The following is a 19,355-nucleotide window of genomic DNA, read 5'->3' as shown; positions in this document are numbered from 1 at the left end:
GCAATTTGCTGGTTTTTTTTCTTTGTTTCAAGAAAGCAGCTTGAGGGAATCTATTAATTAAAAAGAAAAGTAGGAGGTAATTCTCATGCTTCAATTTATAGAATCCTTGGACCCATCTACAATTGCACTTGTTTTTAATGGCCATGCCACGAAGGAAGACGCAGAGAAACTGGATCAATACGTAAGAGAGAATTTTAAGGAGGATGAGAAATTTAACATTCTAGCTATCATGACCGATGTGGATGGAACAACCTTTGAAGGCGCCACCGAAGGCGTTAAATTCGATCTGAAAAGATGGAAGCAGTTTCATAAATTTGCGGTTGTCAGCGATAAAGACTGGATCGGCACCATGTCCAGGCTTACTGACTACCTGCCTGGCATTGAAGTAGAATATTTCGAGGGGCATCAGCTGGAGGAAGCGTGGGCGTGGATAAGGGCATAAGCATGCCTTTTAATTTATCAAACGTTGATTGAATCTGAGAGGTTAAGGATTTAATCCTAACAGTCAAAAGGCCGGAATTTATAGAAACCGGCCTTTTACTTATGGCGCTCTATCGCCTATGCACTTCCATTTTAAGTTTCTTCGCTTTCTTCACAACCGTAGATTGGTCAATTTCTAAAGCTTTGGCCACTCTTCTTGTTGTTCTATATTTTTGGAAAGCAGCCCGCAGCAATTTCTTTTCTAATTGTTCTACGGCTTCTTTTAGGGGAATGATTTCTTCGCTATGGGTGTTTGCGCGTGAAGGTTCGATTATTTCGCGGATTTTTTCGGCTTCGATGGTGTCCCCGATTGTATGGATGACCAGTCTTTCGATCATATTTTGCAGCTCTCTTATATTCCCAGGGTAGTCGTAGTCATATAGGACTCTGATGGCTTCGTCGGAAAATGTCTTTTTCATCCTATATTTTTCATTCATGTTTTCCAGGAACATGTTGGCGAGAAGTAACAGATCCTCTTTGCGTTCCCTTAAAGCAGGGATGGTAATGGGTACAACGTTCAGCCGGTAAAAGAGATCCTCACGGAATTTGCCAGCCTTTACAAGGTCTTTAATATCCTTATTGGTGGCTGCGATGATTCGGCAGTTTACTTTAAAAGCTGCTGATCCGCCTATTCTTCTGACGGTACGGTCATCGAGAACGTGTAAAAGCTTTACCTGCAGGCTTACAGGCATATCGCCAATTTCATCCAAAAAAATGGTTCCATTGCCGGCTGTTTCAAACAACCCCTTTTTCCCTTCCTTTAGTGCTCCTGTGAATGCCCCTTTTTCATAGCCGAATAGCTCCGATTCCAGCAGATTTTCAGGAATAGCCCCACAGTTTATGGAAATAAAGGGCTGGTCCTTGCGTTTGCTGACGGAATGGATCATATCCGCCATATATCCTTTCCCGACTCCGGTTTCTCCGAGCAATAATACGGTGGCGTCCATATCAGCAATATGATGAACCAGTTCAATGATTCTTTTCATATCCTGGCTTTCAGAGGCAATCTTGCCGCGTTCCAGCCGTGTACGCTTCATTAATTCCTGTTTCAGCCATTCATGTTCTGCCTGAAGCCTTTTAAGGTCAGATGCCAGCTTATTCGTTTCCGTGATGTCCTTTGAGATATTGATAATCTTCTCGATCTTTTTTTCCTTATTAAAAAATGGGGTGCCGGTTACCAGGACCGTTTTATTGGCAGCTGTTTTCTGTATAATGGTGACCCTTTTTTTCTTGCGGATTACTTCGCAGGTGACAGATGTGCTGAAAAAACCTTGCTTTTCCAGCAAAAAGGCACTTTTTCCGATAATCTCAGATTCCGGGACTCCAAATATACTCTCGCAGGACTTGCTGATTCTGGTAAAAACTCCTTCGCCATTTGTGATGGTGATGGCGCTATGGGTTAGGTCCAAAATAAAATTTAAATCTTCAAATGCTTGCTTATATGTTTCCAGCTGATTATTTTCCATAAAAACCCCCGCTTATTTTGAGTGATGATCAATTTCATCGGTTTTGATGAATATTTTCATCAAAAACAAAAGCAAAGACCTATAAACACAATGAAACTAAGTTGGCATGCTTCTTGCAATATAAAGTTAAATAACCATTTAAAATTTTCTAAAAATTATATCATTGCATTCATGTCATTACTAGGGAGAAAAGTCATTTTAATAGAAAGGGGATCATGTGTTGGAGATAAACCTCAGGAGAATGATGAAAGACTTTGAAAACATCATTAGCTATACAAGTACGCCGGGGAATGGCTGTACAAGGTTCTCCTACAGCCGGGAGGATCGGCAGGCAAGAAAATACCTTTCTGCCCGGATGGAAGAGCTTGGGCTCGACGTAAAGGTCGATGCCATCGGCAATATTCGGGCTGCATACAGAAAAGACTTGAACAAACCATCCATTATGATTGGCTCCCATCACGATACGGTGAAAAACGGGGGAAAATATGACGGGTTAACCGGTGTTTTGGCTGCACTTGAGATTATAAGAGTGTTGAAAGAAGAGGAGGCGGAATTAAGCCGGCCGATAGAACTGGTAAGCTTTGCGGAAGAGGAAGGCTCCAATTTTGGCATTACCATGGTTGGAAGCAAGGTGTTTGCAGGAAAATATGAGTTGGAAGAATTAAAGGCGATCAAGAACCCGGAGGGGAAATCTGTTTACGAAGCAGCTAAAGATTTTGGACTGGAAATCGATCATATGGAAAGAGATATCCTCCAAAAAGGGGAAATAGACGCCATGATCGAGCTTCATATTGAGCAGGGGCAGGTACTCGAAAGTCAGCAGAAGTCAATCGGAATTGTACAGGCTATTGCAGGAATGAAGACGTTCAAAGTGACAATTGATGGAGATTCGAATCATGCAGGGACGACTCCGATGAACGTAAGATCAGATCCAATGGCGGGTGCTGTTGAAATCATATCCCATATTCAAAAAACAGCCAAACATGAGGCACTGGAGACAACGGTGGCTACAGTCGGGAAAATAGAGTGCAAGCCGAATATACCGAACGTGATTCCTCAAATAGTCGAATTCTATGTAGATATAAGAGATGTAGAAGCTGAAGGAGTTGAGATCGTATCCCGTAAGCTGGCTCAAAAGGTAAAAGAGGTTTCAGATGAGCATTCATTAAAGAGCACGATTGAGCTGGTTGGCGAATCGGATACTGTAAAGCTTTCATCCCGCATAATCGGACAGATTGAAGAAACCGCAAAAGAGCAGGGATTTGATTATCTAAAATTAAATAGCGGCGCTGTGCATGATACAGCGATGTTAAGCGGGCTGACGGATATAGGTATGCTTTTCATCCCGAGCAAGGGCGGGAAAAGCCATTGCCCTGAGGAATATACAAGTATAAAAGATATTAAGGCAGGCTGTGATTTATTGCTGAATGTCGTTAGAAAACTGGCGTGCAAAGAAACAGAAAAGCAGAAGATCTAATTTAACTGCTTTTCTTTCTTTAGATCATTTTTATTTTGCAGATAATTTATAATATTTAGTTATATTATTTTTAAAAGGAGAGGGACAAAGAATGGTAGAGAAGCTTTTTGAAAGATTGCAAGAGATTTATCCGGAAATGGTGAGTTTTAGAAGAGACCTCCATATGTATCCGGAGCTTTCACACCAAGAAGTAAACACTCCTGAGAAAGTAGCAAGCTTCCTTGAGGATTTAGGATTGGAGGTAAGGAGGAACGTTGGCGGGCGAGGTGTAACAGGATTATTGAAAGGCGGAAAGCCTGGAAAAACGGTCGCATTGCGAGCAGACTTTGATGCCCTCCCGATCCAGGAAGAAAATGAAGTAGAGTATAAATCCCGCATTCCAGGGGTTATGCACGCTTGCGGCCATGATATCCATACCGCTGCTCTTCTTGGTGTAGCCAAAACATTATCCGAGGTCAAAAATCAACTGGAGGGAAATATTCTTTTTATCCACCAATTTGCGGAAGAAGTGATTCCTGGCGGGGCCAAGTCAATGATTGAAGACGGATGTCTTGATGGTGCAGACGTCATCTATGGCGCTCATGTCTGGTCGACGAATCCGGCAGGCACTGTCGGCGTTAGGGAAGGGGATGCCATGGCAGCGGGGGATACATTTGAGATTAATATCTTCGGAAAAGGCGGACATGCTGCCACACCGCATTTGACAGTAGATCCAATTGCAGCAGGAAGTCAGCTCATTTCGAATCTGCAGCAGGTTGTGGCCAGAAAAGTGGATCCGGTTAAAACCGCGGTTGTGTCTGTAGCCGCTTTTAATAGCGGAACCGGATTTAATGTCATCCCGGACAAAGCAAGGATTACGGGAACGGTCCGGACGTTTGATGAGGATGTTCGCAGCATGATTGAAAGTTTGATAGGGGAAATCGCCCATTCGACTTGTAAAGCAGTAGGGGCAACCGCAAAGTATGAATATGTAAGAGGCTATCCGGCTGTCAAGAATCACCCAGGTGAAACGAAAAGAATTGAAAGGCTGGCCGGGAAGCTTTTCGGTGAAGAAAATGTCATTCGCATGCCTGCCCAGATGGGGATGGAGGATTTTGCTTATTATCTGCAAAAAGTACCTGGCACCTTCTTCTTTGTTGGAGGAAATTCGGAAAAGATAGAGGAATTTCCGCATCACCATCCGCGCTTTGATGTTGATGAGCGTTCCATGCTTGATATTGGCAAGGTATTTATTTCCGCGGTGTTTGATTATCTTTCAGGTGAAGCCGCTGCTGAAAACAAATCTGCTGAAGTTCAATCCAATTAAACAATAGGAGGAGGTAATAGGTATGGACGAGGTTTTAAGGTTTGCCAATAGTACCCCGGTTTGGATATTTGCCAGCATTGTAGTCGCAATCGTCATTTTTCAGGCCATTATATTTATCCGGATCGCATCCCAAACAGCTCCGAATATAGGAATGACAAAGGATGAGACGAAAAGAGCCTTGAGAACAGGCTTTATCAGCAGTTTAGGGCCTTCATTCGGAATTGCCATTGTCATAATTTCACTCATTGCCGTCCTTGGCGGTCCGTTTACATTGATGCGAATTGGAATCATTGGTTCTGCAGCAACCGAATTGACCGCTGCAGGAATTGGGGCAAATGCATATGGAGTAGATTTAAATTCCCCTGATTTTGGGCTGGCAGCATTTACGACAGTCGTCTGGACCATGTGCCTGGGCGGAACAGGCTGGCTGATCTTTACTGCTCTTGCGACGAAATCATTGGGGAAAGTGGAAAAAAAGATTGTCAGTAAAAATGCCAGAATGATGACCATTGTGTCGACAGCGGCGATGCTGGGTGCGTTTGCTTATCTTGCCAGTCAGCAAATGGTAAAAGGCTATAGTGAGACGGTTGCTGCCATTGCTGCCGGCGTATCGATGATGCTTATTCTTACGTTTGCAAAGAAACGGGAAATCCGCTGGCTTCAGGAATGGGCACTTGGGATATCGCTTGTCATTGCATTGACCATTAGCTATCTTACTACACTTATTTAAGAAAGGGGATGTACTATGACTGTACCGACAAAAGCTGGAGTGACGGAAGCGAATATTGAGATAAAACAAACGACCATGAGCATGCAGGGATTTCATGGCAAGGCCGATTTTTGGGGACAAACCACCCTTTGGCTGCTGATTGCCATGTCGTTCGTGCCGCCCATCTACTTTTCATTCATTTTAGGCTACCATCCAGGCTGGGGAGCGATTGCAGGGGGACTGATCGGGTATGCGGCCTTTATCGGGATCATGTGGTTCCTTGAGCCAATCACGTATTATCCGGTGCTTGGAAAATCCGGCACCTATATCGCCTTTTTGACCGGGAATATCGCTAATATGTGCCTTCCTTGTTCAGCGGCAGCCCAAGAGTCAATAGGAGCTGAACCAGGTACAAAAAAAGCAGAAGTGGCGGGCACACTTGGAATTGCTGTTGCTTCTTTAACGAACATTGTCATTATCATTGCTGTCGTGTTAAGCGGTTCGTATATCCTCACCATTATCCCGCAATCCGTGCAAAATGCCCTTCAATTTATTCTGCCTGCCATTTACGGAGGGGTGCTGGGGCAATTTGCCCTAAAAAAGCCTTTGTATGGGCTTGTTGCTTTTGTGATTGGCATGGGTGTGCTGTTTGCACCTATTTTTAGCTTGATAAAGATTGTTTTGTGTGTAGCCATTACCATTGCAGTCGTTCTGTTTATCGAAAGATCAAAAAGCGGCGTGTCTGAGTAAAAACGGATTCCCCTTCAGCTTAGAGAAAAATTGGAGGGGGATTTTTTGAGTCAAAAAATCAATAGCGGGGAGCGGTTATGAAATGGAAAAAGATATTTGTTTTGCTTCTGCACGTCACCTTGCCAAGTCTATTCAAGAGCGTAAATTATCCGCCCGGGAGGTGATGGAAGCACACCTGGCACAAATCCAGCGGGTTAATCCAAAGGTAAATGCGATTGTATCTCTTAATGAGGAACTGGCATTAAAGGAAGCAGCCAAAGCGGATGAGATGCTGGATGCCGGGAAGCAGGCCGGCCCTTTTCACGGGCTTCCGATTGCCATAAAGGATACCCATAATGCTGTTGGCTTTCCGGCAACTAGCGGATCCTTGATTTTCCGGGACCATTATCCAAGCGTGGATGATCTGATTGTAGCAAGGATGCGTAAGGCAGGGGCTATTGTGATTGGAAAAACAAACGTTCCTGAATTTGCAGCAGGGTCTCATACTTTCAATAAGCTGTTTGGTGCTACCAGAAATCCATATGACCTTGGCAAAACAGCGGGCGGAAGCAGCGGGGGAGCGGCTGCTGCAGTGGCAAGCGGAATGATCCCTTTTACAGATGGAAGCGATATGGGAGGATCTTTGCGAAATCCCGCTTGCTTTAATAATGTGGTTGGTTTGAGAACTTCTCCTGGGCGTATTCCATTTTCAAAAGCGGCGCTCTATTCGCCTCTGGCTGTACAGGGTCCGATTACTCGCAGTGTAGACGACGCCTTTTTCATGATGTCAGTGATTGCAGGACCTGACAGGCAGTCCCCGCTTTCCATTGAAGAACCAGGTGCGAAGTTTCTTGAGCCAGCAAAGACTGCTATTAAAGGGCTGCGCATCGCCTATTCTGCTGACTTTGGAGGTATCCTTCCAGTGGAGCCTGGAGTAAGAAGCAACCTCGAAGAACAGGTGAAGGTCTTTGAGGATCTTGGATGCACTGTGGAAAAAGCATGCCCGGATTTACAGGAAGCCGAGGAGGTGTTCCAAGTGCTTAGGGCATTGGAGTTTGAGATTTCTTATTCGGAAATCTTTGACCGCTTTCGTGAAATGATTAAACCGAGTGTCATCTGGAATATCGAAAAGGGGAGAAATCAAAGAGGCCAGGATATTGGCCGTGCAGAGAAGCTCCGCGCAATTCTGTATAACCGCATGGGTGAATTCTTTAAACAATACGACGCACTTATTCTGCCAGTCAGCCAGGTTTCTCCATTTGATGTAAATATCGAATATCCAACTGAAATCAATGGAGTGAAGATGGAGAACTACATCGATTGGATGCGTTCCTGCTATTATATTTCCGCTGCAGGAAACCCGGCTCTCTCCGTCCCGAGCGGATTTACAGCAGACGGTCTCCCGATTGGCCTGCAGATCGTTGGAGCGCACCGAGCTGACTTTGAAGTCCTAAGAATCGGCCGGGCCTTTGAACAGGCAACAGGGTATGGGAAGAGGCGTCCGCAAATCGCTATAGAACAGACCATATAAAGAGCCAGAGCTGCTGCTTCATGAGGGCAGCCCTGTTTTATTTCCAGCAGTCGAAAAACCTTTTTACACCGGATCGCTTGATTTGTAACTTCATGAACCCTTTCATGGCTCTGCTTTTTCTGCTGCAGTACCATGTAGAAAAAAATCTTTTCCTGGGAAATAGGAAATGAAATTGTCGAAAAAAGCTTGTGATAATAAATGTTTAAAAACAAGTGGCTGTTACTAAAAAACATTAGTATAAAGATTTCAGAGCTGAACAGCCAGAATATTTGAGTAGGAGTCTTGAAACACTATGTTGACACTCTTCTATATTTCTGAAATAATAGTAAACAATTAAATACTGGTACCTTTAATTCAGTCCCGTGAGGCTGACAAGGACAGCGGAAATATGATGATCAATGGGTGAGGTGTATCCTGCCCATGGGTTTTTCATGAGGAAAAAGGCTTCTTGTCGGAAACGGCGAGAAGCCTTTTTCTTTTTCCATCACCTTCCCCATCGAAGAATCCTTCGGTACCAGTTTCAAAAAATGATTGGAGGAATTGGTATGAAAAAAGCAGATTTGGATTTTTCGTTAGAGGCAGTACCGCAGGGGCATCGCAGCGGTTTCTGGAAAATGCTTGTGGTGATGCTCGGGCTGACCTTCTTCTCTGCAAGCATGTGGTCAGGCGGAACCCTTGGAACAGGGTTAACATTCATGCAATTTATCGGAATAGTTTTAGCAGGTAACTTGATCTTGGGTGCTTATACAGGAGCACTTGCATATATTGCGGCAAAAACTGGTTTATCAACGCACCTCTTAACTCGTTATGCTTTTGGTAAAAAAGGATCTTATCTTTCTTCCTTCCTGCTGGCTGCCACGCAGGTCGGCTGGTTCGGGGTAGGGGTAGCGATGTTTGCCCTTCCAGTACAAAAAGTGACAGGGCTTGATGCGAACGTGCTAATCTTAGCAGCAGGACTTTTAATGACAGCCACTGCCTTTTTCGGGATGAAGGCACTGGCAATCCTAAGCTTTATCGCGGTACCTTTAATCACCATCCTGGGAAGCTTCTCTGTTTTTAAAGCAACAGAATCAGCAGGCGGTTTGGAAGGGCTTATGCAATATCAGCCGGCTGAAGCGATTGGGCTGGCAGCAGCTTTAACGATCTGTGTTGGTTCATTTATCAGTGCGGGGACTTTGACACCTGACTTTGCACGTTTTGCGCACACGAAACGTTCAGCAGTGATGACAACCGTTATTGCTTTCTTTATCGGGAACTCCCTGATGTTCATCTTTGGAGCAATCGGTGCCATTGCAACTGGGCAGTCCGATATTTCAGAGGTTATGTTCATTCAGAAATTGATTTTGCCAGCGATTCTGGTTCTTGGATTAAACATCTGGACAACGAATGATAACGCACTATATGCATCTGGATTAGGTTTTGCCAGCATTTTAAAAATCTCGAAAAGCAAGGTCGTTATCTTCAATGGAATCGTCGGAACCCTCGCAGCCATGTGGCTGTATAACAACTTTGTTGGCTGGCTGACCATACTGGGTTCTACGCTGCCATCGATCGGGGCGATTATTTTAGCCGATTACTTTATTGTAAATCGAGGAAAGTATAAGAAGTTTGCAGATATGAAATTTAAAGCTGTCAATTGGGTGGCCATCCTTGCATGGGGTGCTGGAGTAGCCATTGCCAACCTTATGCCGGGGATACCGCCTGTTAATGCGCTGTTAGGATCGGCGATTACGTTTGTCCTTATTTCGAAATTGGCGGCTCAATGGCAAGCTAAGAGTACAGTTAAAGAAGGTGAGTTAAGAAGTGATTATTAAAAATGCAAAGCTTAGAGGCAAAGAGGGTTTATGGAATATAGCAATACAAGAAGGAAAGATCCAAGACATTTCACAAGGTGAAGTGGAAGCGACGGAACAGGAGTTCATTGATGCAGCGGGGTCTCTTGTCTCTGCACCTTTCATCGAGCCGCATATCCACCTGGACACAACCCTTACCGCAGGAGAGCCCGAGTGGAATCAGAGCGGGACTTTATTCGAGGGTATTCAAAGATGGGCGCAGCGAAAAGAAACACTGACACATGAAGATGTAAAAACGAGAGCGAAAACAGCACTGAAGTGGCAAATTGCACAGGGAATCCAGCATGTCCGTACACATGTGGATGTAACCGATCCTAGTCTAATTGCATTAAAAGCACTTTTGGAAGTAAAAGAAGAAATGTCCAACTTTGTGGACCTGCAGCTTGTGGCTTTCCCGCAGGAGGGAATCCACTCCTACCCAAGCGGAGCCGAACTGCTGGAGGAAGCATTGAAAATGGGTGCTGATGTTGTAGGAGGCATTCCTCATTTTGAATTCACAAGGGAGTACGGTGTTTCTTCCATGAAGACAGCCTTTGACCTGGCTGAAAAATATGACCGCCTTGTCGATATCCACTGCGATGAAATTGACGATGAACAGTCGCGCTTTGTGGAAGTAGTAGCAGCGGAAGCTTACGAGCGCGGATTGGGCAATCGGGTAACCGCCAGCCATACAACAGCAATGGGGTCTTACAATGATGCCTACACTTATAAACTTTTCAGGCTGTTAAAGCTTTCAAACATTAACTTCGTTGCCAACCCGCTTGTGAACATCCACCTGCAGGGCCGATTTGATACGTATCCAAAACGCAGAGGGATCACACGGGTAAAAGAATTGCTCGAAGCTGGCCTGAATGTAAGCTTTGGCCATGATGACATCTTTGATCCATGGTACCCGCTTGGTACTGGCAATATGCTGCAGGTGCTGCACATGGGGATTCACGTGTCACAGCTGATGGGCTATGAGCAGATTGTCCATTCATTTGATTTGATTACGGATAACAGTGCCAAGACTTTGAATATTGAAGAAAACTATGGAGTTGAAATCGGAAAGCCGGCGAACCTGATTGTGCTGGACGCGGAGAATGAATATGAGGCAATTCGGAAGCAGGCGGCTGTTCGCTACTCCATTCGGAATGGGAAAGTGATTGCGGAGACAAAGCCGCGTGAAACTGCCATTAAGTTTGGTGAGTTAGAAGATAAGGTTGATTTTAGGAAATAAGAGATTGCAAAAAGACTGGCCCAGTATAGCTGAGCCAGTCTTTTTTGCAGATAGCTAGTTTAATCAAACGTTTGATTGAATCGTTAGCTGACTGGACTTTATATTAGGTTGATGGGTATATTCAAGACAATTGTGAACTTTACGGATAAACAGCGGAATTTAGCGAACAAATTAGTAAAATTAGCGAACAAATTAGTTAAACTAGCTAATAAATCACTCAAACTCACAAACAAACATTAGAATTTAGCGAATAAATTAATTTAAAAAAAGGCTAGCCGGAATTTCAGGCTAGTTTTTTAGTGTTTTATCAAAACTCGCATTAAAAATAGCAAAAATAGGCAGGAAATCCCCGATGAAAAAATACGTTTTGCCAAAATAGCCCGGGGCAACCCGGGCTATTTCAAATATTAATACCGAAAAGCCTTTAAAAGAATAGTTGTACAAGTATCCAAGCACACAAGCTAATTTCATTAGAAAGGGAGACGCCAAAAAGTGTCCGCCTAATAATTTACTTTCCTGCCCCAGGCCCGATCCTGCGTGTCACAGTATCAGTCTTACCTGGGTCGGTTTCAGATGTACTTGTAAAAGTTAGGTCTGTCGGTATAGGCTTGTTATTTGGAATTTTAACGTAAACTGGAACTTCCACGGTCTCGCCAGCTTGTACTTCAATGACATTATGCTCGAGCATTAGCTCCCAGCCAGCTTCTGTCTTTGCATTAAGGCGAATAAGATCCGCTGCATTGCCAGTATTGGTTACCTTGAAGGAATAGGCTGCAACCTTGCCCGGAGCAGCGAATTTAGCCTTGCTGTTTTCTGCTGCAATTCCTCGCGTAAAGGAACCGGAGCCATCCATATGTCGTACAGCGACGCGATAGGAGAGTGCACCTTGGTCATCCAGCTTTTTATTTAAAATGTAAAAGTGAAGGCGGTTGTGCTCGTCCTTATATTCGCTGACAACGCCATCAGCTGTACCTGCTTTGAAGAGGGAATCGGAAAGCTGTCTGTAATCCCCTTTTGAATACATGGCTTCTGTCCCGTCAGGCCGTTTAAAATCAACCTGGTTAATATCTTCGGCATGTGAGTCGATTACCCAGATGTTTGGTGCTGATTCGGCATTTTTCGTTTTTGCAAGAAGGACGCCGGAGTCCGGAGTGAAAGAGTCGAATCCTACACGGTCAACCACCTCAACGGTATAGTTGTTATACCATTTTTCCCCGCGCTGCATATCTGCTCGCCAATCGTCCTCAAGGGAATTTTTCGGAGTCAGGTCTTCCATGCTGATGTTGATGCCATGAAGCGCGGTGCGGCCAAATTCATCCCCCGCCGGAACAGCCCGTGCCAGGATATCAGCGAACACAGGTCCGGATTCAGCCAATTCTTCTCGGCTGATGTTTAGGTATTGGTCTTCAGATATGAATCCTTGTTTGATTTTGTTTCGAAGCATATGGTGTGATGGTGCCGAGCCGCCCAGAGTAGGGAGGACCATCCAGCGGGTATGCGGCCCTGCAGGACCATTGAAGCTTCCGCGGCTCATTAATTCCCAAGGTCCGGAATAGGAGCGGGAAACTGGATTTCCATATGGATTATTGTAGTTGTCACCCAGATTCATAATATGGCCAAACTCATGAGCAAACGTGCCCATTCCATCATTTTCACCCTGGATGGAAACACCGCGGCTGGCACTTGACCAGATGCTTTTTGCAGCAAGCCAGGAAGTCCAAGGCACATAGCGTGTATTGGCGGAATTAGGGAATCCTTCAAATGGAGGTCCAAATTCTTTTGATACATTTTCTGCTGTCTGGAACATCATTTCGCCAAACTCTTGCCAGACACCAGACTCATCATAGCCCGCATGGAGAATGAAGGTGAAGTCGTAGTCTTTTCCGGAGGCTTCAATATCAGCCTTAGCCTTCTCCATAGCTTCGGTTCTTAGATTTTTTGTTTCGTATCCTTCAGGCATGTTCACATGCTGCCCAAACTCGTTAAATCCGTATTGGAATTCATTATGATCCATACGATATGTTCCGAAGGAGTCAAGCTCCACTGCCCACTTGCCATATGAATTTTCTCTCCAGTATTCATTGATGGTCCGATAATTATTCAAAGGCTGTGGCTTGTTCAAAAAATCCACCCAGAACTGGCCAATTTCGTCACGGGGAATATTGCCGGTGCCAATCGGGTTGCCTGCTACTTCAGAACCCTCTGGCTGGCTTAAAATAAACTCTCGGTCAGGGAAGTCCACGATCACAAGAGCTCCCCTTAATACTCTTTCCGGTTTAATATCTGCGGTACGCCAGTCAATTCCCGGGACAGGCTTGTAATCTTCCCATGTCATATTTTCAGGAAGCACCCATGACTGTACATCAGCCGGTTCTGGAAAGTCTTCCAGCCCCGGCTTTTCTGCATACGCTGCAGAAGAAACTGTCAGTAAAAACAATGTAACCAGCAAAATAAAACCCTTTTTCAATTGCCTCAACCTCTTCGCCTCCTCTTAATCTAGCATTCTGGTAAATTATACTATTTTATTTCGTGTATAAAAATATATAATATTCAAAATATTTAAAATGAGAGAGAAGTCCCAAAAATGGTCATCTGGTACCGCCTGAAATTTGTCGAAAAGATGCTTTTGCTGGCAGGCATCCTCTATAATTAATAGTAAATTACTATTTTCCAGTTCACTTTGGAGGGAATATGGCCATGAGAATGACGCAGGATGAGATAGCAAGGCTTTTGGAGATTAATCGCAGCCTGACCCAATCTCTTGATTTGGAAGAGATTTTAAAGAGGCTTGTTAAGGCAGCGTTTGATTTAGTAGAGAATGCGGATACTACGATTCTATATACCTTAAATGAAGATGGACTGCTGCATTTTTCACATGGCGTCGGGGTGGATACCAGTTTCATGCGCCAGGTGAAATTTAAGCCTGGAGAATCTTTGACAGGGCTGGTTTTTCTTACAAGAAAGGGTGTCATTGCCTCTGGAGATGAGTTCAGGAAGCATATGACCCGCATGTCTGAAACTAATTATGTCCACTTTTTCAATGGGGTTTACCGGCGGGAGGTTAAAAGCGGAATCGTCGTCCCATTGGTGTATAAAGAAGAGTGTATCGGTGTGCTTGTAGTAGATAATTTTGATAAAGATGTCCAATTTTCAGTGGAAGACTATCAAATTCTGGAGATCGTGGCGGACCAGGCAGCGATTGCCATTATAAATTCCAAACTATACGAAGACTTAAAGCACAAAAATGAAGAGCTCAGCCATTCTTTGGATATCCACAGGAGGTTTACAAAGATTTTACTGGAGGGGAAAGGTTCGGATTATATCCTTGAAACGATCAGCCAAATTTTAGGAATGCCAGTAATCTATGCAGAGATTGCAGATGAACAATCTTACGCTTTTCCCATTATAAGCTCCAATGAACTCTTCGGGTATTTCCTTTTAAAAGTACCGGCTGAACGTTTAACCAATATCCAAAAGGCTGCCCTGGAGCACGCTGCGACCGCCCTGTCACTGGAGTTCGTCAAACAAAATACGCTTTTTGAAAAAGAGATGCATCTAAGAGAAGGAGCCTTTCATGATATGATCAATGGCGCCCGCTTGGATGCGAGGATTTTGGAAAAATTCCATGTGAATGAGAAAAGCAGGGTATCCTGCATGATGATTGACTGCAAGTCGGGATTTCTGTGGGACCCTGCATCTATACTACAAAAAGAAAAGCTAATCAGGTCGTTGGAAACAGTACTCATGAAATATTGTGAAACCAGCATTGTTTTTACGAAGTCAGACCAAATTGTTGCTTTGCTGGCTCATGAGCGAACGAAGTATGACCGCGATTTTGCAGAGGATATCTATAGGATTATGAGTATAAGCAAACAAGCTGTCATTGGCTTGGGAAGAGAGGTCCCTTTAAAGGAAATCGCTGATTCTTACCAGGAAGCATCCGAAGCGGTATCCTTTGCCAAAAACCATAAACACAAAAGTTTTGTTACTTATTCCGAGCTTGGCGCCGAGAGGCTTTGGCTTAATACGGACCGGAGCTTGCTGAATAAATTTGTATCCGATAAGATTGGCTCTCTATTGCAGATGGAGCCTGAATATCTGCAAACGATGCAAATCTTCCTTTCCAATAATAAAAGCCATAAAAAAACAGCTGCCCAGATGCACATCCATCCCAACACGCTTACTTACCGCCTGAAAAAAATTGAGAATCAATTAGACATGAATTTTAATAAAAAAGACGATTGGATTACTGTCGTGCTAGCGTTCCAAATCCTTGACTTTTTACACCCTTAATTGGTTACTGTCACAGTGAACAGCAAGATTATTTGGTTATTGACACATGTACATTAAATTTTCTAAATATTATAATTAATTTCAATTACTTAGAAAGGGAGAGATTTGATGAGTACAGAGGTTAATAGCCAAGGCATTGCTGTTGAGAGCGATGAAGTAAAAACGTATTTCAATTATATTCATGGCGAATGGATCCCTTCTGTGACAGGAGAAACATATCCAAGTGTTAACCCTGCAGATACGAAGGAAGTATTGGGATATTTTCAAAAATCGAATGAGGCTGACGTACAGAAAGCGATCGAAAGTGCTCAAAAAGCATTCCCAGACTGGAAAAAGACATCTCCGATCAGCCGGGGAGACATCCTCTTTAAGCTGATTTATTTAATCCAGCAGGAAAAAGAAGCACTGGCAGAGATCATTACGAAGGAAGTGGGCAAAACGATTGAAGCTGCACGGAAAGAAGTGGATGCAGCCGTACAGGCTTTAAAGCATTTCAGCGGCGAGTCCAACAGGCTCTCCGGTGAAACGGTACCTGCTATTGACCCGGATACCTTTGCTTGTACGATCCAGGAACCGCTTGGCGTGGTTGCGGTCGTAACGCCATTTAACTTCCCGCTTGGAATCGCCATTTATAAAATTGCTCCATCCATGCTGGCGGGGAATACGGTCATTTATAAAGCCGCAAGTGATACCTCGCTTATTGCTGTAAAGGTTGTGGAACTGTTTGAAAAAGCAGGAATGCCGGCGGGCGTGCTCAATATGATTACGGGGCCGGGGTCCATAGTTGGCGAAGAACTTGGAACCAATCCGGAGATAAAAGCAGTCTCCTTTACTGGATCATCTGATGTTGGGATCCATCTTGGAAAGCTTGTTACGGCACATGGCGGTAAAATGCAGGCTGAAATGGGCGGAAAGAATGCGACGATAATTTTGGAGGATGCCAGCCTGGAAGAGGCCGTACAGAGCGTGGTCATCAGCGGTTTTTACAATAATGGGCAAAGCTGTACAGGCACAAGCCGTGTGATTGTGCCGCGGTCTATTTCAAAAAAGGTGATCGAATTATTAGTTGAGAAAGCGAAGCAAATCAAGGTCGGCAACGGTATCCGGGAAGGATACGATAATGGAGCTGTTGCCAATAAGCATCAATTAAATACGTATCTCCATTATGTGAATAGTGCCATCTCTGAAGGGGCGGTTCTTGAATATGGAGGCAAGCAGCTGACGGATGGGGATAAAGCGAATGGCTATTTTGTCGCCCCAACTGTTTTTAGCAAAGTGACAAAGGATTTTACGATTGCAAAAGAAGAGATTTTCGGACCGGTTGTGGCGGTGATGGAAGTGGATACTTACGAAGAGGCTATTGAGATTGCGAATGATACGGAATTTGGTTTGTCATCTGCCATTTTTACCAATGACCTGCAAAAAGCATTTGATTTTGTCCGGAAAATTGAAACAGGTGTCACGCATGTGAATATCCCTTCCAATCATTATGAAAACCAGCTTCCTTTTGGCGGCAAAAAGACATCCAGCATCGGACCGCGTGAACAGGGAAGCACGGCACTGGATTTTTGGCTGGATACGAAAACGGTCTATATTAAACCTTAAGGAGCGAGAGGATGAAAAACATAGGTGTAATAGGCTGCGGGGCTATGGGAAAGGGGATTGTAAAGAATTTAATCAAGAATGGCTATATGGTGTTTGTATATGATCCCAGTGCAGATGCCATGGAATACTGCAAGGAGTTGGGAGCCTTTGCCCTAGCCTCTCCTTATGAAGTTGGAGAGGAATCAGAATTAATTATTTCCTCATTGCCTGGACCAAATATTGTGAAGGATGTTATGATTGGAAGAAGCGAAGTCTTTTCTGCTTTAAAGCCTCACAGTTTTGTTCTGGATATGAGCACCATTGACCCAAAAACAGCCCAGGAATTGTATCAGGCTGCAAAGGAGAAAGGCATCCATTTTTATGACTGTCCGTTAAGCGGAGGCCCTAAGGGTGCTGATGCCGGTACGTTAACCATAATGGTTGGGGGAGACGATAAATATTTGCCAGACATTCGCCCTGTCCTGGAGAGCGTTGGAAAGGATATTTTTCTGCTGGGCCCTTCAGGATCAGGGCAGGTGGCGAAGCTTTGCCACAATATGCTGGTAGCTTTAATTACTGCAGGCCTTGGGGAGGCCTTTGCAGTGGGGGAAAAAGCAGGCATCAGCCGGTCTCAGCTTGCGGAAGTCATTCAAAGCGGGTCTGCACATAATCGTGTGCTGTCCGTGTTCGGAGAGAACATACTTAACCATTCTTATGAACATGTACTGTTTAGCCTTGAGCATATGAATAAGGATATTCACTTATACAAGGAGACAGCAGAATACTATAGCGAAGATTCTCCATTGGGGCAGCTGGTGTGCGATATCTATGGAAAGGCGATGGAGCAAGGGAAGGGCAAGCTTGATTCTTCTGCTGTTTGCGGATCTATCTCGTAATCTTTTAATCTTGGGGGGGAAATGATGAAGAATGAAAAGACAGAAATTTTAAAAGATTGGCGCTTGCATGCTATTGCATTTATTCTGGTAGGAGTTACTGAAGCGATCGGCCAGTTCAGCTTTAAAGTGGGCAGCGGAGTCATATTATTGCTGCCAATGCTTTATGCCTTTTTCTTGGGGCTGGGTTTATATTTTACTCCGCTTGTTAAAGAAAAGCAGGCAAAAAATGCTGAGCCTCTCATCATCCTGGGTGTTACCCTCTTAATTGCCAAAATTGGCGTGACCATCGGGCCGCAGATCGAGGCGCTGATTGCAGCAGGTCCTGCTTTATTGCTTCAGGAGCTTGGGAACCTTGGAACGATTTTCTTTGCACTTCCAATTGCCATTCTTTTAGGATTCAAAAGAGAAAGCATTGGAATGACTCATTCAGTAGCCCGGGAGCCGAATGTCGGGTTAATTATGAATAAGTTCGGTTTTGATTCGCCTGAGGGAAGAGGCGTTATGGCGATTTATATATTCGGTACCGTGTTTGGGGCGGTTTTCCTTGGGTTGATTTCCGGATTTTTAGCGACTATAACTCCTATTCATCCTCTTTCTTTTGCAATGGCTTCAGGGGTTGGAAGCGGAAGTATGATGGCTGCTGCAAGCGGATCGCTCATCGGGGCGTTTCCTGAACTGGAAAGCCAGATTGTTGCCTTTGCAGGGGCAAGTAACTTGATTTCTCTCTCAACCGGCCTGTATGTAAGTATCTTTATCGGCCTGCCATTAACGGAAAAGCTATATTCCATAATGATAAGGCGCAAAGAGAAAAAGGCAGCAGGTGCCGGCAAAGGGGGCGACATGAATGTTTAAAAATGTCATCGAGTGGTTTCTGATTTTAGCCGTATTCGGCCTATCAGCCATTGTCGGCAACTGGGTAGGATATGATGTGGTGCCATCTGCGGCCATTCCGGGCATGCTCGTATTGATCTTGATCAGTGTTTTGGGGCTGGTGCTTGAAAAAATTGTTCCTGGAAATATACCTGGCGTCGGATATATCGGCATTATTGGTATCCTTATCTCCATTCCGTGGTTTCCGGGTTCAGAATATGTCGTCAGATGGACAAGCGAGATTAATATTTTGGCTCTGGCAACTCCCATTCTTGCTTATGCAGGCATATCGATCGGAAAGAACTGGGCAGACTTTTCCAAGCTGGGCTGGAGAAGCATCATTGTCGCAATCTTTGTGTTCTTCGGAACCTTCATTGGCTCTGCGGTGATAGCCGAGATTATTTTGCGGATGCAGGGAATTATTTAGTTAATTGCGGCCTGGCAGGTATGGATCTGCTGGGCTTTTTACGTTTTTTATGGGGGAAGAAGCCCTTTATAAGTAATCCGGGGCATGATTAGGTGCTCCTTTAAGTTGTATCGGTGACTTTCCCATGTTTATCGGTCAGATTTTCATTTTATCGGTCACTTTTTCAATATATCGGTCAGATTTGGATCTTTATCGGTCACTTTTGATGCTAGACTAAAAAACGGACACGGTAAATTGACACTTTCGTTATAATGATTAACAAAGAACAATTAAAGGACGTGTCTAAATGGGGAAGCATTTTGATCTCGAATACAAAATACAGATTGCACAAATGGTCGTAGAAGATGGTAAAAAAGCAACTCAATTAGCGAGAGACCTAGATATTCCAGTCGGAACCATTAGGAACTGGGTTGATGCATACAAGAAAAAGAGTCAAAAGGGTTTCGTGGGGAGTGGCAATACGTCCCCTGAAATAAAGCCCTACAAGGACCTTCAAAAAGAAAATACAGACTTGA

16 protein-coding genes are annotated in these 19,355 nt (G+C 44.3%); 14 read left to right on the top strand and 2 right to left on the bottom strand.

What is annotated here, in order from left to right; all coding sequences use genetic code 11:
* Positions 1-85 precede the first annotated feature (85 nt).
* Positions 86-442: an STAS/SEC14 domain-containing protein gene (locus L634_RS0115350; protein WP_026583204.1), complete on the top strand. Its 357-nt coding sequence runs from the start codon at positions 86-88 to the stop codon at positions 440-442.
* Between the two features lie 109 nt (positions 443-551).
* Here L634_RS0115350 and L634_RS0115345 read toward each other — a convergent pair whose 3' ends face one another.
* Positions 552-1,946, bottom strand: a complete 1,395-nt coding sequence (locus L634_RS0115345) for a sigma-54 interaction domain-containing protein (RefSeq protein WP_051428348.1) — start codon at positions 1,944-1,946, stop codon at positions 552-554.
* Positions 1,947-2,163: 217 nt separating this feature from the next.
* On the opposite strand from L634_RS0115345, the gene L634_RS0115340 reads away from it, so the two are divergent.
* The 7 genes from L634_RS0115340 to L634_RS0115305 all read left to right on the top strand — a co-directional run bounded on the left by L634_RS0115340 (position 2,164) and on the right by L634_RS0115305 (position 10,770).
* Complete coding sequence (locus L634_RS0115340) at positions 2,164-3,423, top strand: Zn-dependent hydrolase (protein ID WP_269521554.1); 1,260 nt, start codon at positions 2,164-2,166, stop codon at positions 3,421-3,423.
* A gap of 91 nt (positions 3,424-3,514) precedes the next feature.
* Positions 3,515-4,729, top strand: coding sequence for a M20 family metallopeptidase (locus L634_RS0115335; RefSeq protein WP_026583201.1), 1,215 nt, complete (start codon positions 3,515-3,517; stop codon positions 4,727-4,729).
* A 22-nt stretch (positions 4,730-4,751) separates the two neighbouring features.
* A complete protein-coding gene (locus L634_RS0115330) occupies positions 4,752-5,459 on the top strand; it encodes a DUF5058 family protein (RefSeq protein ID WP_026583200.1) in 708 nt (235 codons plus the stop codon).
* Positions 5,460-5,474: 15 nt separating this feature from the next.
* Positions 5,475-6,188, top strand: coding sequence for a hypothetical protein (locus L634_RS0115325; protein WP_026583199.1), 714 nt, complete (start codon positions 5,475-5,477; stop codon positions 6,186-6,188).
* Positions 6,189-6,270: 82 nt separating this feature from the next.
* Entirely contained in the window at positions 6,271-7,698 is a 1,428-nt protein-coding gene (locus tag L634_RS0115320; protein ID WP_026583198.1) for an amidase, read from the top strand.
* Between the two features lie 545 nt (positions 7,699-8,243).
* Positions 8,244-9,512 carry a cytosine permease gene (gene codB / locus L634_RS0115310; protein WP_026583197.1) on the top strand — a complete coding sequence of 423 codons (1,269 nt, stop codon included), beginning with the start codon at positions 8,244-8,246 and terminating at the stop codon, positions 9,510-9,512.
* A complete protein-coding gene (locus L634_RS0115305; RefSeq protein WP_026583196.1) occupies positions 9,502-10,770 on the top strand; it encodes a cytosine deaminase in 1,269 nt (422 codons plus the stop codon). The genes codB and L634_RS0115305 overlap by 11 nt, the downstream gene beginning before the upstream one ends.
* Positions 10,771-11,278: 508 nt before the next feature.
* Here the strand turns inward: L634_RS0115305 and L634_RS0115295 are convergent.
* The gene (locus L634_RS0115295; protein ID WP_026583194.1) at positions 11,279-13,246 is read right to left on the bottom strand and encodes a M6 family metalloprotease domain-containing protein; all 1,968 of its coding nucleotides are present in this window, start codon (positions 13,244-13,246) and stop codon (positions 11,279-11,281) included.
* 221 nt (positions 13,247-13,467) lie between these two features.
* On the opposite strand from L634_RS0115295, the gene L634_RS0115290 reads away from it, so the two are divergent.
* The 6 genes from L634_RS0115290 to L634_RS0115265 form a co-directional block, all read left to right on the top strand.
* A complete protein-coding gene (locus L634_RS0115290) occupies positions 13,468-15,063 on the top strand; it encodes a helix-turn-helix domain-containing protein (protein WP_026583193.1) in 1,596 nt (531 codons plus the stop codon).
* Positions 15,064-15,171: 108 nt separating this feature from the next.
* Positions 15,172-16,668 carry an aldehyde dehydrogenase family protein gene (locus tag L634_RS0115285; protein ID WP_034262755.1) on the top strand — a complete coding sequence of 499 codons (1,497 nt, stop codon included), beginning with the start codon at positions 15,172-15,174 and terminating at the stop codon, positions 16,666-16,668.
* Positions 16,669-16,679: 11 nt separating this feature from the next.
* On the top strand, positions 16,680-17,543 hold the full coding sequence (locus tag L634_RS0115280) for an NAD(P)-dependent oxidoreductase (RefSeq protein ID WP_026583191.1): 864 nt from the start codon (positions 16,680-16,682) through the stop codon (positions 17,541-17,543).
* Positions 17,544-17,567: 24 nt separating this feature from the next.
* On the top strand, positions 17,568-18,395 hold the full coding sequence (locus L634_RS0115275) for a DUF3100 domain-containing protein (RefSeq protein ID WP_026583190.1): 828 nt from the start codon (positions 17,568-17,570) through the stop codon (positions 18,393-18,395).
* Positions 18,388-18,840, top strand: coding sequence for a hypothetical protein (locus tag L634_RS0115270; protein ID WP_026583189.1), 453 nt, complete (start codon positions 18,388-18,390; stop codon positions 18,838-18,840). Before L634_RS0115275 ends, L634_RS0115270 begins: the two co-directional genes overlap by 8 nt.
* Before the next feature lie 286 nt (positions 18,841-19,126).
* Positions 19,127-19,355: transposase (locus tag L634_RS0115265; RefSeq protein ID WP_026581164.1), on the top strand; the 229-nt coding region annotated here is incomplete at its 3' end.

Source organism: Bacillus sp. J33 (assembly GCF_000518885.1).
Lineage (GTDB): Bacteria > Bacillota > Bacilli > Bacillales > Cytobacillaceae > Cytobacillus.
Note: the sequence above shows the minus strand (reverse complement) of the source record. Positions and strands in the feature narration are given on the sequence as shown.